Origin of the sequence: Nonomuraea sp. SBT364, assembly GCF_001083785.1 — a bacterium.
Lineage (GTDB): Bacteria > Actinomycetota > Actinomycetes > Streptosporangiales > Streptosporangiaceae > Nonomuraea.
Genome location: NZ_LAVL01000073.1, coordinates 1 through 17,057 on the forward strand (window position 1 = coordinate 1; position 17,057 = coordinate 17,057).

20 protein-coding genes and 1 pseudogene are annotated in these 17,057 nt (G+C 71.6%); 11 read left to right on the forward strand and 10 right to left on the reverse strand.

The annotated features are described in order from the left end of the window. Positions 1 to 756, forward strand: a pseudogene (locus ADY59_RS51670) (hypothetical protein); the annotation flags it as partial. Positions 757 to 860: 104 nt separating this feature from the next. Continuing rightward, positions 861 to 1,355, forward strand: coding sequence for a GNAT family N-acetyltransferase (locus ADY59_RS27440; protein WP_049567552.1), 495 nt, complete (start codon positions 861 to 863; stop codon positions 1,353 to 1,355). A 13-nt stretch (positions 1,356 to 1,368) separates the two neighbouring features. On the opposite strand, the gene ADY59_RS27445 is transcribed toward ADY59_RS27440, so the two are convergent. After that, positions 1,369 to 2,310 (reverse strand): helix-turn-helix transcriptional regulator, encoded by a 942-nt coding sequence (locus ADY59_RS27445; RefSeq protein ID WP_049567559.1) that lies wholly within the window; start codon positions 2,308 to 2,310, stop codon positions 1,369 to 1,371. Positions 2,311 to 2,388: 78 nt separating this feature from the next. On the opposite strand from ADY59_RS27445, the gene ADY59_RS27450 reads away from it, so the two are divergent. Next, positions 2,389 to 3,078, forward strand: coding sequence for an alpha/beta hydrolase (locus ADY59_RS27450; RefSeq protein WP_049567562.1), 690 nt, complete (start codon positions 2,389 to 2,391; stop codon positions 3,076 to 3,078). A 24-nt stretch (positions 3,079 to 3,102) separates the two neighbouring features. Here the strand turns inward: ADY59_RS27450 and ADY59_RS27455 are convergent, their stop codons facing one another. Continuing rightward, a complete protein-coding gene (locus tag ADY59_RS27455) occupies positions 3,103 to 3,732 on the reverse strand; it encodes a TetR/AcrR family transcriptional regulator (RefSeq protein WP_231618914.1) in 630 nt (209 codons plus the stop codon). A 68-nt stretch (positions 3,733 to 3,800) separates the two neighbouring features. Continuing rightward, positions 3,801 to 4,286 (reverse strand): carboxymuconolactone decarboxylase family protein, encoded by a 486-nt coding sequence (locus ADY59_RS27460; RefSeq protein WP_049567563.1) that lies wholly within the window; start codon positions 4,284 to 4,286, stop codon positions 3,801 to 3,803. 146 nt (positions 4,287 to 4,432) lie between these two features. Between ADY59_RS27460 and sigJ the strand changes: the two genes are divergently transcribed. Both sigJ and ADY59_RS27470 read left to right on the forward strand, forming a co-directional pair. After that, complete coding sequence (sigJ, locus tag ADY59_RS27465) at positions 4,433 to 5,323, forward strand: RNA polymerase sigma factor SigJ (protein ID WP_049567564.1); 891 nt, start codon at positions 4,433 to 4,435, stop codon at positions 5,321 to 5,323. A 26-nt stretch (positions 5,324 to 5,349) separates the two neighbouring features. Next, positions 5,350 to 5,706: a hypothetical protein gene (locus ADY59_RS27470; protein WP_197093880.1), complete on the forward strand. Its 357-nt coding sequence runs from the start codon at positions 5,350 to 5,352 to the stop codon at positions 5,704 to 5,706. On the opposite strand, the gene ADY59_RS27475 is transcribed toward ADY59_RS27470, so the two are convergent. The 5 genes from ADY59_RS27475 to ADY59_RS27495 all read right to left on the reverse strand — a co-directional run bounded on the left by ADY59_RS27475 (position 5,666) and on the right by ADY59_RS27495 (position 9,381). Continuing rightward, positions 5,666 to 6,034 carry a hypothetical protein gene (locus ADY59_RS27475; protein WP_156325772.1) on the reverse strand — a complete coding sequence of 123 codons (369 nt, stop codon included), beginning with the start codon at positions 6,032 to 6,034 and terminating at the stop codon, positions 5,666 to 5,668. The two genes, ADY59_RS27470 and ADY59_RS27475, sit on opposite strands and share 41 nt — an antisense overlap. A gap of 3 nt (positions 6,035 to 6,037) precedes the next feature. Then, positions 6,038 to 7,036: a hypothetical protein gene (locus ADY59_RS27480; protein ID WP_049567568.1), complete on the reverse strand. Its 999-nt coding sequence runs from the start codon at positions 7,034 to 7,036 to the stop codon at positions 6,038 to 6,040. 117 nt (positions 7,037 to 7,153) lie between these two features. Next, positions 7,154 to 7,990: an alpha/beta fold hydrolase gene (locus ADY59_RS27485; protein ID WP_049567572.1), complete on the reverse strand. Its 837-nt coding sequence runs from the start codon at positions 7,988 to 7,990 to the stop codon at positions 7,154 to 7,156. After that, a complete protein-coding gene (locus tag ADY59_RS27490) occupies positions 7,965 to 8,453 on the reverse strand; it encodes a hypothetical protein (protein WP_082310444.1) in 489 nt (162 codons plus the stop codon). Before ADY59_RS27490 ends, ADY59_RS27485 begins: the two co-directional genes overlap by 26 nt. A 355-nt stretch (positions 8,454 to 8,808) precedes the next feature. Further along, positions 8,809 to 9,381 (reverse strand): TetR/AcrR family transcriptional regulator, encoded by a 573-nt coding sequence (locus ADY59_RS27495; protein WP_049567576.1) that lies wholly within the window; start codon positions 9,379 to 9,381, stop codon positions 8,809 to 8,811. Between the two features lie 90 nt (positions 9,382 to 9,471). Here ADY59_RS27495 and ADY59_RS27500 point away from each other — a divergent pair, with 90 nt between their 5' ends. Further along, entirely contained in the window at positions 9,472 to 9,837 is a 366-nt protein-coding gene (locus ADY59_RS27500) for a DUF4267 domain-containing protein (protein ID WP_049567580.1), read from the forward strand. A 5-nt stretch (positions 9,838 to 9,842) separates the two neighbouring features. Here the strand turns inward: ADY59_RS27500 and ADY59_RS27505 are convergent, their stop codons facing one another. Both ADY59_RS27505 and ADY59_RS27510 read right to left on the reverse strand, forming a co-directional pair. Then, entirely contained in the window at positions 9,843 to 10,742 is a 900-nt protein-coding gene (locus tag ADY59_RS27505) for a hypothetical protein (RefSeq protein ID WP_049567584.1), read from the reverse strand. Positions 10,743 to 10,802: 60 nt separating this feature from the next. After that, positions 10,803 to 11,699 carry a helix-turn-helix domain-containing protein gene (locus ADY59_RS27510; RefSeq protein WP_049567587.1) on the reverse strand — a complete coding sequence of 299 codons (897 nt, stop codon included), beginning with the start codon at positions 11,697 to 11,699 and terminating at the stop codon, positions 10,803 to 10,805. A gap of 441 nt (positions 11,700 to 12,140) precedes the next feature. Between ADY59_RS27510 and ADY59_RS50385 the strand changes: the two genes are divergently transcribed. The 5 genes from ADY59_RS50385 (at position 12,141) to ADY59_RS27530 (ending at position 17,041) form a co-directional block, all read left to right on the forward strand. After that, positions 12,141 to 12,311: an NmrA family NAD(P)-binding protein gene (locus ADY59_RS50385; RefSeq protein ID WP_156325773.1), complete on the forward strand. Its 171-nt coding sequence runs from the start codon at positions 12,141 to 12,143 to the stop codon at positions 12,309 to 12,311. 248 nt (positions 12,312 to 12,559) lie between these two features. Next, positions 12,560 to 14,707 (forward strand): RNA polymerase recycling motor ATPase HelR, encoded by a 2,148-nt coding sequence (helR, locus tag ADY59_RS27515; RefSeq protein WP_049567589.1) that lies wholly within the window; start codon positions 12,560 to 12,562, stop codon positions 14,705 to 14,707. 83 nt (positions 14,708 to 14,790) lie between these two features. Continuing rightward, positions 14,791 to 15,687 (forward strand): alpha/beta hydrolase, encoded by an 897-nt coding sequence (locus tag ADY59_RS27520; protein ID WP_082310451.1) that lies wholly within the window; start codon positions 14,791 to 14,793, stop codon positions 15,685 to 15,687. Positions 15,688 to 15,818: 131 nt separating this feature from the next. Continuing rightward, positions 15,819 to 16,637, forward strand: a complete 819-nt coding sequence (locus tag ADY59_RS27525) for an NAD(P)H-binding protein (RefSeq protein WP_049567594.1) — start codon at positions 15,819 to 15,821, stop codon at positions 16,635 to 16,637. Continuing rightward, positions 16,634 to 17,041, forward strand: a complete 408-nt coding sequence (locus ADY59_RS27530; protein ID WP_049567597.1) for a pyridoxamine 5'-phosphate oxidase family protein — start codon at positions 16,634 to 16,636, stop codon at positions 17,039 to 17,041. The genes ADY59_RS27525 and ADY59_RS27530 overlap by 4 nt, the downstream gene beginning before the upstream one ends. Positions 17,042 to 17,057: the final 16 nt, after the last annotated feature.

A 17,057-nucleotide genomic window follows, 5' to 3' on the forward strand; every position in this document is an offset into this window, starting at 1 on the left:
CGGCGGAGGGCCGCGGGCGGGCCGCCGCGGCGGTCCCGGCAGCGCCTGGTGGCCGGCCTGGCCACCGCCGCCGCGCTGGCCGTGACCGCCTGGGCGCTGGTGGTCGTGGCGCCGTGGCGGGCCCACAACGTCGGCGCCGTGAGCCAGGCCACCGTCCGGGCCGCGGCCCCCGCCGACACCTCCGCCGAGGTCAAGAGCCCGTCCCCACCGGCGCCCTCGTCGAAGGTGCTGCCGATCCGCAGCCGTACCCCGAAGACCCCCACCGCCGAGCCCGCCACGACGCGACCAGCGCCGAAACGGACGACCCGCACCTCCGACCCCAAGCCCAAGACCTCGCCGCCCACGTCGGCGGAGCCGGAGGAGCCCACGACGGCCGAGCCCGACTCCCCGCCGCCCCAGGCCGCCCCGGACTGGAGATGCCGCGACTGGTTCTCGCCCACCCCCGGGCTCGAGATGTCGCCCTGCATGGCGCAGGTCGGGGACGAATTCCGCCTGATGGGCCGGGTCCGGGGATCCGCCGGCCTCCGGTCCGACATCCACGTCCAGCTCTACAACACCGACGCCGACTCCAACGTGTCGCAGCCGTTCATCTGCTCCGGCGTGGCGCCGCCCGGCGACGGCGCCGTGGTCACCTGCGGCCCGTTCACCGCCACGGCATCCCGTACCGGCGCGAAGATCGACGTGCGCCAGCGCTGGCGGAAGACGGGCTCGCCGTCGTACCACGGCGGCGTGGAGAGCCCGTGGGTCAAGTGGTGATCGCCCGGGACATCACGCGATGCGCCGGGACGGCATGGGTGGAAGACTGATCCGGAGACGCCCGGCAGCAGCCTGGTCGTCCCCCATCCGACGTGGAGTACTGTGTGCCCGTTTTCACATTGACCGGTGCCGATCTGATCACCGAGCGGCTCGTGCTGCGGCCATGGCCGGCCGGCGACCTCGCCGCCGTGCGGAGCGGCGAGCGGCGCGACGGCTGGGCGGACGACTTCCCCGCCGAGGGCGACCGCGTGATCGCCGGTGTCATCGCCGGGCAGCCGGACCTGATCGGCGCCTACGGGCACCGCCAGATCGCCGAGCGCGAGAGTGGCCTAGTCATCGGCTCCATCGGCCTGTTCTGGCCGCCCGCCGACGGGATCGTGGAGCTCGGCTACGGGATCGTGCCGTCCCGGCGCCGCCGAGGCTATGCGTCGGAGGCGACCCTGGCCATGGTCGAGTTCGCGCTGACCGCGCCGGAGATCGACGTCGTACGCGCCACCGTCGAGCTGGCGAACGTGGCCTCGGTCCGCGTGCTGGAGAAGGCGGGGCTCCACCGCACCGGCGGCGACGAGGCGACCGCCGAGTTCCGCTCAACCGGGTAACGCCCTCCTCCGCTCACGAGGTGGAGCGGGCGAGGGCAGCGGTCAGGGTCTCGACGTGGGCGGCGAGCGCGGCGGTGAGCGCGGGCGGGGTCCTGACCGTGAAGGGCCAGGGCAGCCCGGTGAGGATGCGGGCCATCGCCGGCAGGTCCTCGGCGCCGCTGACGAGCAGCACGCCGCCTTCGGGGCAGGGCCGCAGCTCGCCGAAGGTGGCCGGGAGCCGGGCGCGGGCGGAGGCCAGATCTGTGTCGAGCCACACTTCGGCGCGATGCGTCCAGGCGCCGAGCGTCAGCGCGTGCAGGACGTGCGCGACCGGGTCGAACCCTTCCGGCGGCGCGAACCGGCGCGGCAGCCCGGCGGCGCCGGCGATCCTGTCGAGGCGGAACATCCGGACCGCGTCTCTGAGGTGATCGTGCCCGACGAGATACCAGCGGCCCGCGTGCACGACCAGCCCGTACGGGTCCACGTCCCGGACCCGGCCCGCGTGCTCGATCCGTACGGCGTGCCGGGCGCGCACGGCCGCGGCCAGCGTCAGCGCCCGCTCCGGGTCGGGCGGCGGCGGGCCGGCGGCCACCGAGGTGGCGGCGAGCAGGGCGGTGACGCGGTCGCGAAGCGCCTCGGGCAGGAGGCGGTCGAGCTTGACGAACGCGCGGTCGGCCGGCGTGGGGTCGCCGGCGCCTGTCCGCTCGCCCGCTGTGGCGAGCGCGACCGCCACGGCGACCGCCTCGTCTCCGGCGAGCATCAGCGGCGGCAGCCGGTAGCCGCGGGCGAGCCGGTAGCCGCCGTAGCGTCCGCGCACCGACTCGACCGGGATGTCCAGCTCGCGCAGGGCGGCGACGTAGCGGCGGACCGCCCGGGCGTCGACCCCGAGCCGCCCCGCGAGCTCGTCGGCGGGCACCAGCCCCCGGTCCTGAAGGACTTCGAGCAGCGCCAGGACACGGGTCGCGGGACGGGACACGATCGCAGTCTAAACAGGGCAGATTACGTCCACAATCATCCCTAACCTCCTCCCATCGGCAGACGAAGGGAGTCAGAAATGTCCACGATCGTGTTGGTCGGCGGCTCGTTCCTCGGCGCGTGGGCGTGGGAGCGGGTCACGCCGGTGCTGGCGGCGGCCGGACACGAGGTCCATCCGCTGACGCTCACCGGATTCGGTGACCGCGCGCACCTGGGGTCGGCGGCGACCACGCTCACCACGCACGCCACCGACATCGCGGCCGCGATCGAGGTCGCAGGCCTGCGGGAGGTCGTGCTCGTCGCGCACTCCTACGGCGGCGCCCCGGCGACCATCGCCGCCGCGGCCGTCCCCGGGCGCATCGCCCGGATCGTCTACGTCGCCGCGGTCCTGCCGCAGGCGGGCCGGACGTTGTTCGAGATCAGCCCGCCGGGCATCGAGGAGGCGATCATGCGGACCGTCGAGGACGGGCGCATCCCGGTCATGAGCGACGAGATCATCGACGCCAACTTCGGCGACCACGGCCTCACCCCCGAGGACCGGGCCTGGCTGCGGGCACGCGCGACCGGCCAGCCGGTCAACACCTACCGCGACCCGGCGCCGGCCGACCTCGGCGCGGCCGAAGCTCTCCCCCGCACCTTCGTCGCCTGCCTGGGCGACCCCGGCGAGCCCGCCGGCCGGGACCCGCTCACCCTCGACAGCGGGCACTGGCCGATGATCACCAAGCCGGTGGAGCTGGCCGGACTGATCGACACGGTGGCCCGCGCGTGATCGTCCACCCGCCGCCCGAGGAGCTCAGGTCAGCAGTTCACGGGCCAGGGCGTCGCCCCACCAGCGTTCGACGCGGTCGGGTGACCAGCCGCGCTCGGTGGTGAGCGTGGCGTACACGTCGATGGTGCACAGGGCCGCGTACACGTCGACGGCGGTCGCCACGTCCAGCCCGGCGCGCAGGGCCCCGGCCGGCCAGGAGGAGAACACCTGGACGCGGGTCTCGTCACCGCGGCGGCGCCCGTCGCGGTACACCTCGGCCAGGCCGGGCTCGGTGCGGCCCGCCTCGCGCAGGAGCCCGATGATGTCGCCGGCGCGCTCGTACAGCCGCCGGTCGAAGCCGGCCATCGCCCGCAGTTGCCGCGCCGGGTCAGCCGACGGGTCCTCCAGCTCGGCCAGCATCCGCGGCGCGTCGCCGCTCAGATCGGCCGAGTCGGCCAGGGCCCGCGCCAGCCCGACCTTGTTCCCGTACGTGGAATAGACCGTCGGGACGGACACCCCGGCCTCGCGTGCCACGTCGCGCACGGTCGTCTGCGCCCACCCTCGGGCGAGGAACAGCCCGCGCGCGGCCTCGGCGATCGCGGCCCGGGTCTCCAGTGCCTGGGTGGTACGGCGCAGCGAGTCGTAGCGACGCCGCCCCTGCTCCTCGCTCATCATCTCCCACTAGCCTTACATCGCTCATGACGAATATGCGCTGCGTCAGGCTAGCGTCTGCCGCGTGTTCGCTATTCGCTGTAGTTCTTCCCCAGCGGCCTGCCGGGGATCGGCTTGGCGATGAGCGCGACGGGGACGAAGAAGCAGATCTGGGCGATGGCGAGGGTGAGCGTCCAGAGCGCCTTGTCGTCGTAGTGAACGGACGCCCTGGCATACAGTTCGTCCGAGACGCGCTCACCGAACGGGTTCGGGGTGAGAACGGCGTCCACGAGCTCCAGCGCGACCCGTTCGGCGTCGGTGAAGCAGGGGGCGTCCCGCCACGACGCCACGGCGGTGATGCGCTCCTCGCTCTCCCCCGCCTTGCGGAGCATCCCGGTCTGCCGGACGGTGTGGTACGTGCTGCCGACGATCTGCCCGGCTCGCAGGTGCATCAGGTTGACGGTGGCAGCGGGGATCGAGCCGTTCAGGGTGGCCTTGGTCATGGCTCCGGCGATCGTCCCCACCTCGGGGAAGAACTGGACGGGATCAGGCATGCGCGACTGGACGTTGTCAGACATCAGGAGGATTTCCTCTCGTTCTCGGCAGGATTCTCACTCCGACGACACAGCCGCCCGGACTGTGAGGCGGCATCCCGGCCTCACAGTCCGGCGCGCTGTCCCGTCTTACTGGTGAGGGCAGACGCGACCGAGGGAGCGGCGACACCATGACCAGCCCATCCGACCTGATGAGCGAGCGGCGACAGCTGATCAATCTCGCCTACCGGCTCCTCGGCTCGCTGGCCGACGCCGAGGACGTCGTGCAGGAGACGTACACCCGCTGGTACGCCATGTCCCGCGACCAGCAGGACGCCATCGACTCCCCCGCCGCCTGGCTCACCAAGGTCGCCGGCCGCATCTGCCTCGACCTGCTCGGCTCGGCGCGGGCCAGGCGCGAGCGCTACGTGGGCGAGTGGATCCCGGAACCGCTGCCCGACCCCGGGGACGCCGGACCCGGCGGCGACCCGGCCGACCGCGTCACCCTGGACGAGTCGGTCAACATGGCCTTCCTCGTCGTGCTCGACGCGATGACCCCGCCCGAGCGGGTCGCGTTCATCCTGCACGACGTCTTCCGCTACCCGTTCCCCGAAGTGGCCGAGATCGTCGGCCGGACACCGGCGGCCTGTCGCCAGCTGGCCACCTCGGCGCGGCGCCGCATTCGCGACTCGCGACCCGCCGCGGCTCCCGCGGCCCGGCGTGCCACCGTCGTCAGGGAGTTCAAGCAGGCCTGGGAGGCCAAGGACATCGACGCGCTCATCGGGCTGCTCGATCCCCACGCCCGGGCGATCACCGACGGCGGCGGCCTGGCCAAGGCTCTGCTCCGCCCGCTGGAGGGCAGCGAACAGATCGCGCATTACACCCTGATCCTGGCGAGCCGGGCGCCCAACCTGACACTCCTGGAGCGCACGGTCAACGGCCAGCCCGGACTGGTCGTGCAGCAGGACGGCGTCACCACCGGGGTGATCGCGTTCGACTTCGCAGATGACCGAATCACTCATATATGGTCCGTCCGCAACCCTGAAAAGCTCCGGGCGTGGACGCCCGGGCTGCCGGCTTGAATCATCCCCCCGTCAAGGAGTCACCCGTGTTCATGCGCGTCCTGCTCATCCTGCAGACGTTGGCCGTCTTCTCCGCGCCTGTCACCGCCGGTCTGCTGCTGACCTCGGCCGGCGGGCGGGCCCTGCACAGCGCCTCGGCGTACACGGTGTTCACCGCGGCGGTGATCGGCCTGGTCGCCGCGATCCTGGTGTGGCGGAAGGGCGGCGGCTCACCCACGCCCATCGGGTACGCCGCCGGGTTCCTCGTCCTCACGCTGGCTCAGATCGCGCTGGGCATCGCCGACATGAAGACCCTGCACTTCCCCCTGGGCGTGCTCCTGTTCGGCGTGAGCATCCTCCAGCTCACAGCGCTCCGGCAGCGGGAATCCGCACCAGCCCGGTGAGTTCGGCCAGCGCCTGACCGGACAGGCCCCGCAACTCCTCCCAATCAGGGTCCGCGGCCAGCCCGGCGGGAGTCCACTTGCCGGCGTTGACGTGCCCGCTCATCCCGTCCAGGCGCTGGTCCATCCGTTGCAGCAGTTCGTGCAACCACGGCGACAGGAGGCCCGGGGCCTGTTCCTCCACCATCCAGAGGATCCCCATCGCCGAATCCAGGTTCAGGGCCAGTTCGTCCTCGTGCCACCCGTGGCGCCGGCACCAGGCGATCTGTTCTTCAGCGGGCGCGGCGAGCATCACCAGCGAATCGACGAGGCACTTCAAAGCCCATTCCACGCATCACGTCCATTCGGCGACCCGGAAGACGGAAAGCATGTCATGCCGGCGGGGATCTGCCACGTCGGTGTACGGGTAGAAGGACGCCTCGACCCCGACCCAGCCGCGCCATCTGCCCTTGTCATCGATGACCTGGAGCAACGGGTAGACGTGGGAATTGCCCTTGTGGCACTGGCCGCCCTTCGCCAGGCAGGTGCACCAGTGCCAGTGGGTGTCGCGGCGGTCCTTGCCGGTGATCTGCTGGACGAAGTTCTGCAGGCTGCGATCCTTGTCGTACGGCGCCGGACAGCTGCAGTTGCCTGTCTCCCGGGTCTTGAACGCCATGCACCACGTGGTGTCCGTGCACTGGATGTACTGGCTCATGTCCCAGGTCCGGTCGACGTAGCCGACGTCGCCCTTGGCCGCCCGGTGGTAGGTCATGGTCAGCGGCTCGTCGTGCGCCCGTACCGACTCCATCGGCCGTCGCACCTCGAACCCGGCATTGCTGCCGTATCCGTAGCCGTGCGTGATCTTGCGCGAGTACTTGAACGTCAGGCGGCTGTACGTGCCGTCGGGCGCGGTGTCGACCCACCATTCCTCGGTACGCCACGTCGTCTGGTCCCAGGTGATGTTGACGTACTGGCGTCCGGCGGTGGTGTGCAGGGAGAAGGACCCGGCCCTGACCTCGGACGCCCGCGACAGGAAACCGCCGGCCGTCTTGATCTCGCACGGCCGGGCGGTGTCCTGCGTGCCGGCGCACTTGCCGCCGGGAACGGTGCCCGTCCCGACACGGGGAGCCGGCTTGCTCTGGCTCCACGCCCACGTGTCGCTGCGCACCCGGCCGGTGGAAGTGAACTTGTAGGTGCCCAGCCGCACCCAGTTGCTCCCGGACGTCTCCCGCAGCGATCCGAAGGACACGACGTAGTTCGCCTTCTTGCCCGGCAGCGCGGTGGCCGCCGCCGCCGGGCTCACCGGGCCGAGCAACGCCGCCACCATGAGCAGGACACATCCGACGGAGCGCATCCACTGGTCCTTCCGAGAGAAGCCGGTCCCTGAACACGCGGGGACCCGATCTTGGCGGAGGGACTCTATGGCACGGCGGTATGGAGCGGGTATGTCATGCCCCGAAGGCCGTTCGCCTCACCCGGTTCGGCGCGCGGCCAGGAATTCCGTGATGCGTCCGGCGACGGCCTCCGGCTGTTCGGCGAGCATGTCGTGGCCGGCGTCCAGTTCCCAGACCCGGATGTGGGGAGGCAGGCCGGTGAGGTCGCGGCGCACTCCTCTCCTGAACGCCTCCATCAACTCCCCGCCCGGCATCCCGGACGGGTCCTGGGTCGGGATCACGACCAGGGCGTCGCAGGCGACCTGGCGCAGGAGCGGGATCGTGTCGCGGAACTCCGGGGTGCAGCGCACCGCTTCGAGAAGTCCGGCGTCCGGCCGGGCGTAGACCTCGCCGTCCCTTTCGACGCGGGCCCTGGCCGGGAGCATGGGCTGGAGCTCGGCGGGGAGCGGCCGGCCCATGCTCGCGGCCTGCGCGTCGAACGCGGCCTTGAGATCGGCCAGCTCCCGGTCCCGCACCGCGGGGTCCATCCCCGGGTAGTTGTCCGGGGCGTTCTCGGCGGACCGCAGACCGTCGAGGTTGACGATTCCCGGGCATTCGGGGTGGCGTCTTGCCCACAGCACGGCGAGCATGCCGCCCAGCGAATGGCCGACGACCGCCGGATTGCCGAGGCCCAGGTGTTTCACGACGGCTTCGAGGTCGTCCAGCACACGCTCCCACTCCCACGGGCCGTCGCCGGACAGGCCGTGACCACGCAGGTCGAGCGCCACGGCGCGGCGGCCGCCGAGGTCGAGCGCGTCCCAGGCCTCCAGCGTGCCGCCGAGGCCGTGCAGGAGAAGGACGGGTTCGCCCGGCCCGCCGTGGTCGCGCACGGCCAGGGGGATCTCGTGGTCAGTGATGGTGACGTCGTGCGCCATGACGCTCCTGGGGTTGGTTCAGCCGTTCGCGTATCGATCGCGTGCTCACGCCGCCGTCGGGGTGCCGGTCGAGCTTCGCGCGCCTGACGAGGTCGTGAACTCCCTGCCGGGTGATCCCGAGCATCGCCCCCGCCGTGGCGAACGACACCGCCTCCTTGCCCGGATGCCCCGCCCGCCTGGCCACGGCCCTGCCGAAGGCGGTGCCCCACCACTCGTCGGACGGGTCGAACGGGCCGTCCCCGGGGAAGACGGCCGCGATCAGCCGCGCCGCCGTACGGACCGCGAGGGCGTCGTCGGGGCCCAGCAACTGGGCGGCCCACACCTCGGCCTCGATCCGCAGCCGGGCCCTGACCGGGTCCACCTGCTCCTCGGAGCCGAACAGGATCTCCAGCGGATCGACGATCCGCCGCTCGACCAGCTCGACCAGCTCACGCACCAGCGCCACATGCTCACGCGTACTCACTTGACGAACGATAGCAAGTACTTGCTTAGATTCGTCAAGTAGCCTGATCCGGCGAGAGCTGCGATCATCGGCGTCGTGACGTCGACCAGAAAGGGCCATGCCGCGTAGGCTCCCTTCCGAGGTCCGTACGCGCGGATCGGCGTGCGGAGCCCACAGAGCTTCGATCCATCACGTTCCCGGGCTCGGCCGTCGCCCCCATGGGCGCGGTGATCGTCCTCGAACACACCCGGTGGTGGCCCGGGGCGGTGGCGGCGGCCCTGATCCTTCCCGTCGACCGGTACTACCTCCGCCGGACCTCGCCCCCTCCGCCGGCGTCGCCGGACTCGGACTTGGCGTGGTGGGAGCGGCGGGGTGGTTAGCGGCTGAAGCGAGCCAGGAGGAGGGCGAGCCTGCGGTCGTGGTACTCGCGCGGGATCCGGCCCCCGCGCATCAGCATGATCAGGCCGTGCAGGGCGGCCCAGAAGGTCTCGGCCAGCAGCCCCGGATCGGCGCCGTCCGCGTGCGGACTCACGGCCCTGACGACCTCGTCGAACGCGGCGCGCAGGGGCGCGGGGCTCTCGGGCGTGGCGAAGGGCAGGTCGACGATCTGGTTGAACATGGCGTCGTAGAGCGCCGGCCGCCGGTCGGCGAAGGCCACGTACGCGGATCCGACCGCGGCGAGGATGTCGGCGGGGGCGGGCGCGGCCATCCGGGCCGCGCGTAGCTCCTCGGCCAGGTCGGCGATGCCTTCCAGGGCGACGGCCGTCATGATCGCGTCCTTGCCCTTGAAGTGGCTGTAGAGGACCGGCTGGCTGTACTCGACCTCCTCGGCCAGTCGCCGGGTGGTCACCGCCTCCCAGCCCTCGGCCTCGGCCAGTTCCCGGGCGGCCGTGATGATGAGCTTCTCCCGCTGGGCGCGTTCGCGTTCCTTGCGCGTCTGGATCGACATGCTCTCGAATCTAGCACCGCTAGCAAGTTTGCCTATGCTCTGCTAGCGTTGTCCTTGTTCCTAGCGCTGCTAGTTTTATGGAGTCACGCCATGCTCACCACCATCGCTTACGGCCTCGCCATCGCCCTCAACCTGATGTGCCTGCTCATCGGCGCCCGCTTCCTGTTCACGCCGTACGCCGCCGCGACGGGCTACGGCGTGCCCGCCAAGACGGACCGCGCCTACCTGACGATCAAGGGCCTGCGCGACGGGACGTACGGCCTGGTCGGCCTGGCCCTGCTGGCTTTCGCCGGGGCCCAGGCCGAGGCCTGGTTCATGCTGGTCGTCGCCCTGCTGCCGCTGGGCGACACGATCATCGTGCTGCGCAACGGCGGCAGCAAGGCGACCGCGTTCGGAGTCCACTTCGCCACGGCCGTCCTCGTCCTGATCAGCGCCGCGCTGCTCTTCGCCGTCTGACCGGGCTACTCGCCCCGGCCGAGGTCGAAGGCGACGTCGGCGAGGTGGACCGTCTCCACCTCCGGGTCGTCGAGGAGCTTGCGCAGGTCGGCGAGCTTCCAGCCGTCGATGAGAAGCCCGTGCACCACGCCCTCCCTGGCCGCCATCGCGAGCCATCCGTCGGTCAGTCCGAACGCGGTGAGATCATCTCCCCTGTCGAGCAGCCCCACCCACGTGCGGAAGGCCGCCAGCGCCGCCCGGGGCTCACTCTCGCACTGATAGGCGAGCTCGTCCCTGGTGCGGCTCACGGGCATGGCCCGGTTCCAGACGACCGCGTTCAAGAAGGACGGGGAGGCGGAGTCGTCGTAATAGGACGGCGAGTAGAGGTACGAGACGTCCTCCCCGCCGCAGATCTTGTGCTTCCCGTTGAAGGCGATGAGCCGCTCGGTGGTCATCGCCTGCGTGAAGTCCACGACCGCGACGGCGTTGAGCGTCCGGGGAAGCGCGTCGAAGGTCTCGCGGGTCTTCACGCCGCTGACCAGCTCCGACTCCACGGACCCGATCGCCTCGGCCACGCTCCCGGCCGGCTCGTCGAGGGAGGGGGCCCGGACCGCGCCGAACAGGTTCTCCGTGATCTCGTAGTAGGTCCCGCCCTCGCCGGGACCGGCCCGGCGGGGCTCACCCCACAGGGTGTGGGTCGCGTGCAGCAACCCCTGGTCGTCGTCGTAGCCGTGGAGCCGCTTGTCCGGGTTCGCGATGGCCGCGGCCGTCCCGTACACGCGGGCCATCCGCTCGCCGTCGTAGTCGACGAACAGCCACATGGTCCGGTCGGCCACCACGACCGCCAGCCACAGCGCCACGGTGACGGCCAGCACCTTGACCAGGGACCTGGCCACGTACGCCCAATCGGGCTCGCTCGGGTTCATCGCGGCACGCTCCTGCGATCTACGTCATTCGGGTACGGCGCACCACAGCCCGGCACATGATCAGGACTCGCGCCCGATCGGGTGGCTGGGGAGCAGTCCTTGCCGCTGCGCCCAGGAGGCCAGCCGCCGCATGGCGGCATGGTCGGAGCTGTCCGGGCGGGTGGTGACGAGGACGATGGCCTGTTCCTGATCGTCGACGTTGAGCAGAACCTGCCAGTCGACGTCGAACGAGCCGGCGATCGGGTGGTGGACCCGGCTGTGACCGAACGGGTGCACGGTCACCAGGTGCTGACTCCACCAGGCGCGGAAGTCGTCGTCCCGCGCCGACAACTCCCCGACGATCTCCTTCAGCCGGGCCCGGTCGGGACAGGCGCCGGCGGCCATCCGCAGGCCGGAGACCGCTTCGCGGGCGCGCGCGGGCCAGTCGTCCTGCAGGGCCCGGACATGCGGATCCAGGAAGACCATGCGAACGTAGTTGCGGCGCTTCGGCGACAGGGCGGCGAGGTCACCGAGCAGAGCGGCGCCGAGTTGATTCCAGGCCAGGACGTCCAGATAGCGGCCGAACACGAACGCCGGGGTGTCGACCAGATTGGCCAGCAGCCGCACCGTGGGCTGGGTGACCTGCTGCTCGGTCTCGCCGGGCTGCTCCGACATGGTGGAGCCGGCCAGGTGGAACAGGTGCCGCTGCTGGTCGTCGCTGAGCCGCAGGGCCCGGCCGATGGCGGCCAGTACCGAGGGGGAGGCGGTGCGGACCCGGCCTTGCTCCAGCCGGGTGTAGTAGTCCGTGCTGATGCCGGCGAGCTGGGCCACCTCCTCGCGGCGCAGCCCGGGAACGCGCCTCGGGTAGGCCGGTTCGGGCAGGCCGTGCTCGGCCGCGGTGACGGCGCCGCGCCGGGCCATGAGAAAGTCGGCCAGCGGCCCCCTCGACGAACCAAGGCACGGACTGTGCGAGTCCATGTCACCTAATGGTGGCATCAGAGCGGGCAAAAATCCGGGGAAAGTGATTCCCAGGAACAACTGATCCTTCCATCTCAGCTGGTCATCAGCGACCGTAGCGGTGGAAAGCGCGACAGACGGGCCCTGCGGATTCTGGAGGGGGGCTGTGGGGACGAGTCTGCGCATTTCCACGCGGCGTGGGAGGGGAACCCGTACCTCGGAAGCCGCATGATTCCACCGCCCTCCACGTCAAAAGAGGGCGGTGGAATCAACGCCCGGAAGCCGAGTGGCGCCGCCGGAATCGCTATTCACGGCGGCGCAGCAGCACCACCGCGAGCCAGATGACGGTGGGCAGCAGGATGAGCACGACCAGGGCTCGGTGGCGGCCACTGCGTGAGGCTACCCCGCTGGGACCGCAGTGCGCGATGATCGAACGCTGAGGGCCGAGACGAGGGAGCCGTCATGGGACATGTGCTGGCGACCGGGGCCACCGGAGGGATCGGGAAGGTCCTGGTCGGCGCGCTGGTGGAGGCGGGGCATCGCGTGACCGCCGTGGGGCGCGACGTCGGGCGGCTGGAGGTGCCGGGGATGACCGGGGGCGACGGCGACCGATCTGCTGGGCGCACCGGCTGACGCCTATCCGTGTGAGCTGTCCGTACTGCCGTCACCGCGCTGAAGGCGGAGGCAGGGCGGAAAGGGGAAAGCGACCACTCCTTTCCACTCTCAACGTATAGCGCATCGGGGGGCTTGCCACAAGACCCCGGTCATGCCGCACAATTGCTGGCCGAAGCCACTGCCTGCGGAAATGGGGGATGCGCATGCCGGTCCAGCCGCCTTGCCGCGCGCAACGGCGCATGCGACCTCAGATCGGAGCCATAGACGTGACCCCGCTGACCACCAGCGTGTTCGACCTTCCCGACAACCTCTCCCCCAAGGCCGACCCGAAGCTGATCTCCGGCGACGAGCGGCACTTCGCGGCCATCGCGGAGAGCCTCGAACAGTCGATCGCCGACCTGTCCGACCGCCTCGACGCCGCGCGGAAGGCGCCCGGCGGCAAGGGGCGGCAGGCGCTGGACCGGGACCTGGAGGTTCACCGCCTGTCCGCTCGGCTGCGCGCGCTGCGCCGCTTCGGCCTGGACCTGTGCCTGGGCCACATGGTCAGCGACGACGACCCCGAGCCCGTTTACATCGGACGACTCGGCCTCACGGACAGCACGGGGCGGCGGCTGCTGCTCGACTGGCGTTCCGCCGCGGCCGAGCCGTTCTTCGGAGCCACCCACGCCAACCCGATGGGCCTGGAGAGCCGCCGCCGGTATCGCTGGACCCGCGGCCGGATCAGCGACTACTGGGACGAGGTGTTCACCTCGGACGGGTTCGAGGGGCACGCCGCGCTCGACGACCAGTCCGCCTTCATCGCCAGCCTGGGCAGCAACCGGTCGGCCCGGATGCGGGACGTGCTCGGCACCATCCAGGCCGACCAGGACGCCATCATCCGCGCCGGGTCCAGCGGCGCTCTCGTCGTCGACGGCGGCCCCGGCACCGGGAAGACCGTCGTCGCGCTGCACCGCTCGGCCTACCTCCTCTACTCCGACCCCCGTCTCGGTCACCGCCGGGGCGGCGTGCTGTTCGTCGGCCCGCACCAGCCGTACCTGGCCTATGTCGCCGACGTCCTGCCCAGTCTCGGCGAGGAGGGCGTGCAGACCTGCACCCTGCGGGACCTGGTCACCGAGGGAGCCGGGGCGGCGGTCGAGGCCGACCCGGAGGTGGCCCGCCTGAAGGCGTCCGCGGACCTGGTGAAGGCGATCGAGCCGGCCGTCAGGTTCTACGAGAACCCGCCCGCCAAGGGGATGACGGTCACCACCCACTGGTCCGACGTCTGGCTGAGCGTCGAAGACTGGGCCGAGGCGTTCGAAGCGGCGGAGCCCGGCATCCCGCACAACGAGGCGCGCGACCGGATCTGGGAGGAGCTGCTCAGGATCCTGCTGGACAAGCACGACGAGGACGCCTCGCCCGACCTGCTGCGCCGGTCGCTGCTGCGGAACAGGGAGCTGCTGACGACCTTCAACCGGGCGTGGCCGCTGATCGAAGCGGCCGACCTCGTCGGTGACCTGTGGACGGTGCCCGCCTACCTGCGCAAGTGCGCTCCCTGGCTCAGCGTCGAGGACATCCGCAAGCTGCAGCGCGAGGACCCGCAGGCCTGGACGGTGTCCGACCTGCCGCTCCTGGACGCGGCCCGGCAGCGGCTCGGCGACCCGGAGACGTCCCGGCACAGGCGCCGCCAGGAAGCCACCGTCGCCGCCGAGCGCGCGCGCATGTCCACGGTCGTCGACGCGCTGCTCGAAGCCGACGACGACGGCGAAGGCGTGGTGACGATGCTGCACGGCCAGGACATCAAGGACGCCCTGGTCGACGAGAGCACCCTGCCCGGCCTCGAACCGGACCGGCTCGCCGGCCCGTTCGCGCACGTCGTCGTGGACGAGGCCCAGGAGCTGACCGACGCCGAATGGCAGATGCTGCTGCTGCGCTGCCCGTCCCGGAGCTTCACCATCGTCGGCGACCGCGCCCAGGCCAGGCACGGGTTCACCGAGACGTGGCAGGAACGCCTGGAGCGCATCGGGCTCGACCGGGTCACCCTGGCCTCGCTGAGCATCAACTACCGGACGCCGGAGGAGATCATGACGGAGGCGGAGCCGGTCATCCGGGCCGCGCTCCCGGACGCCAACGTGCCGGCCTCCATCCGCAGCAACGGCGTGCCCGTCGTCCACGGATCCGTCTCGGAGCTGGACTCGATCCTCGACGCCTGGCTCGCCGCGCACGCCGAAGGGACCGCGTGCGTGATCGGCGATCCGTCCTTCCGGGGTACGTCCCGCGTACGGTCACTGAGCCCGGAGCTGTCGAAGGGGCTCGAGTTCGACCTGGTCGTCCTCGTCGACCCGCAGGCGTACGGCGACGGCATTGAAGGCGCGGTCGACCGCTACGTCGCGATGACCCGGGCGACCCAGCGGCTGGTCATCCTCACGAGCTCCTGACACGCCGATCGGCGCGGCACATCGGGGGAAATGCCGACGGATGGCGGATGATCCGGGGGAAGGCGACCGTGAGGATGGTCGGCATGGACCCCGAACTCGAAGCGTTCATCCCCCTGCTCCCCCGGCCGGACTATGCCGACGCGGTCGCCGAGCGCAGGATCGTCGCCGCGCTGGTCGCCTCCCTGCCCGCGCCCGACATCTCGGGCATGGAGGTGACCGACCGCAGGGTGCCGGCGACCCCCGAGGTGCCGGTCCGGATCTACCGGCCGCACACGGCGCAGGGCGCGATCGTCTGGATGCACGGCGGCGGCTGCATCGTGGGCGACCTGGACACCGAACATCCCTGGGCGGGCCGGCTCGCCGCCGGGGCCGGGACCGTGGTGGTCTCGGTCGGCTTCCGGCTCGCTCCCGAGCATCCGTTCCCGGCCGCCCTGGACGACTGCTACGCCGTCCTGCTGTGGCTCGCCGAGAACGCCGCGGACCTGGGCGTCGATCCTGAACGGATCGCGGTCGGCGGCATGAGCGCGGGCGGCGGCCTCGCGGCCGGCCTGGCGTTGCGGGCCCGCGACGAGCAGGGGCCGCCGATCCGGTTCCAGCTCCTCAACCAGCCCGGCCTCGACGACCGGCAGGAGACGTGGTCGTCGCGGAACTTCACCGGCACCCCACGGGCGACCTCGGAGAGCGTGGCCACCGCCTGGCGGTCCTACCTCGGCGGCGCGCCCGCCACGCCGAACGCCGCCACCGCGCGGGCCGCGGACCTGTCCGGCCTGCCGCCCGCCTACATCTCCACCGCCGAGTTCGACCCGGTACGCGACGAGGCCATCGACTACGCGCTGCGGCTGCTGCGGGCCGGTGTCCCGGTCGAACTGCACCAGTGGCCGGGAACCTTCCACGGGTCGCACGCGATCCTGTCGGCCGAGGTGTCGCAGCGGCAGAACACCGAGCTCTTCGCCGCCCTGCGGCGCGCCCTGGCCGAGTGAGGTCGCGCCCCTGGACGGACTTCGGCTCCAGGGCTGCGCCCGGTCATCCTTCCGGCCCCGTGTTGAGTCAGCCGACTGACTCCGCTATGGTTCCTTATGAGTCAGCCGACTAACTAACTCAAGGAGATCTCATGATCGTAGTGACGGGCGCCACCGGCAAGGTGGGCGGCGAAGTGGTCAGGCTCCTGGCAGCCGCCGGGGAACGGGTGACCGCGCTGTCCCGGCGACCGGCGACGTTCCCCGAGGGCGTGCGGCACAGCGCCGGCGACCTCGCCGAGCCCGACACCCTGAAGGACGCCTTCACCGGCGCCGACGCCCTGTTCCTGCTCGTCGCCGGCGACGAGCCGCGTGCCGTCCTGGACCTGGCCCGGACGAGCGGCATCCGGCGGATCGTCCTGCTGTCGTCACAGGGCGCCGGCACCAGACCGCACGCGTACGGGCATCCCGTCGCCTTCGAGGAAGCCGTACGCGACTCCGGGCTGGACTGGACGATCCTGCGGCCGGGCGGTTTCGCCACCAACTCCCTGGCCTGGGCCGAGCCGATCCGCGCCCACCGGACGGCAGCCGCCCCGTTCGGCGACGTGGCCCTCCCGGTGATCGACCCCGCCGACATCGCCGAGGTCGCCGCCACGGTGCTGCGTCAGCCGGGTCACGCCGGTCGCACGTACGAGCTCACCGGCCCCCGGGCCATAACCCCCCGCGAGCGGGCCTCGGCCATCGGGCGGGCTCTCGGCACGGAGGTGCGCTTCGTCGAGCAGACCCGGCAGGAGGCCGGGGAGGCGATGTCGCGCTTCATGCCGCAGGAGGTCGTCGAGGGCACCCTGGCCATCCTCGGCACGCCGGTCGCCGCCGAGCAGCGGATCAGCCCCGACGTGGAGCGGATCCTGGGCCGCGCCCCGCGCGCCTTCGCCGACTGGGCCGCCCGCAACGCCTCGGCCTTCCGCCCATGACGGGCACGTCGTCCAGGCGGGGCACGCTGACCGGCGCGGCGCGCAAGTTCCTGGCCGAACCGCATGTCGCCACCCTCACCACGCTACGGCCCGACGGCTCGCCGCACGTCGTGGTCGTGCGCTTCACTTGGGACCGCGAGGCGGGCCTGGCCCGCGTGCTCACCGTCGCCGCCTCGCGAAAGGTTCGCAACCTGCGGCCGGGCGGCGGGCGCGCCGCGCTCTGCCAGGCCGACGGATTCCGGTGGGTCACCCTCGAAGGCCCGGCCACCGTGTCGAGCGATCCGCGCCGGATCGCCGAGGCGGCCGGTCGCTACTCCCGCCGCTATCACTCGCCACCGCCCGATCCGCCCGGCCGGGTCGTCATCGAGATCGCGGTGGACCGGACGATGCACCTCAACTTCTGAAACCTTCCGAGACTTC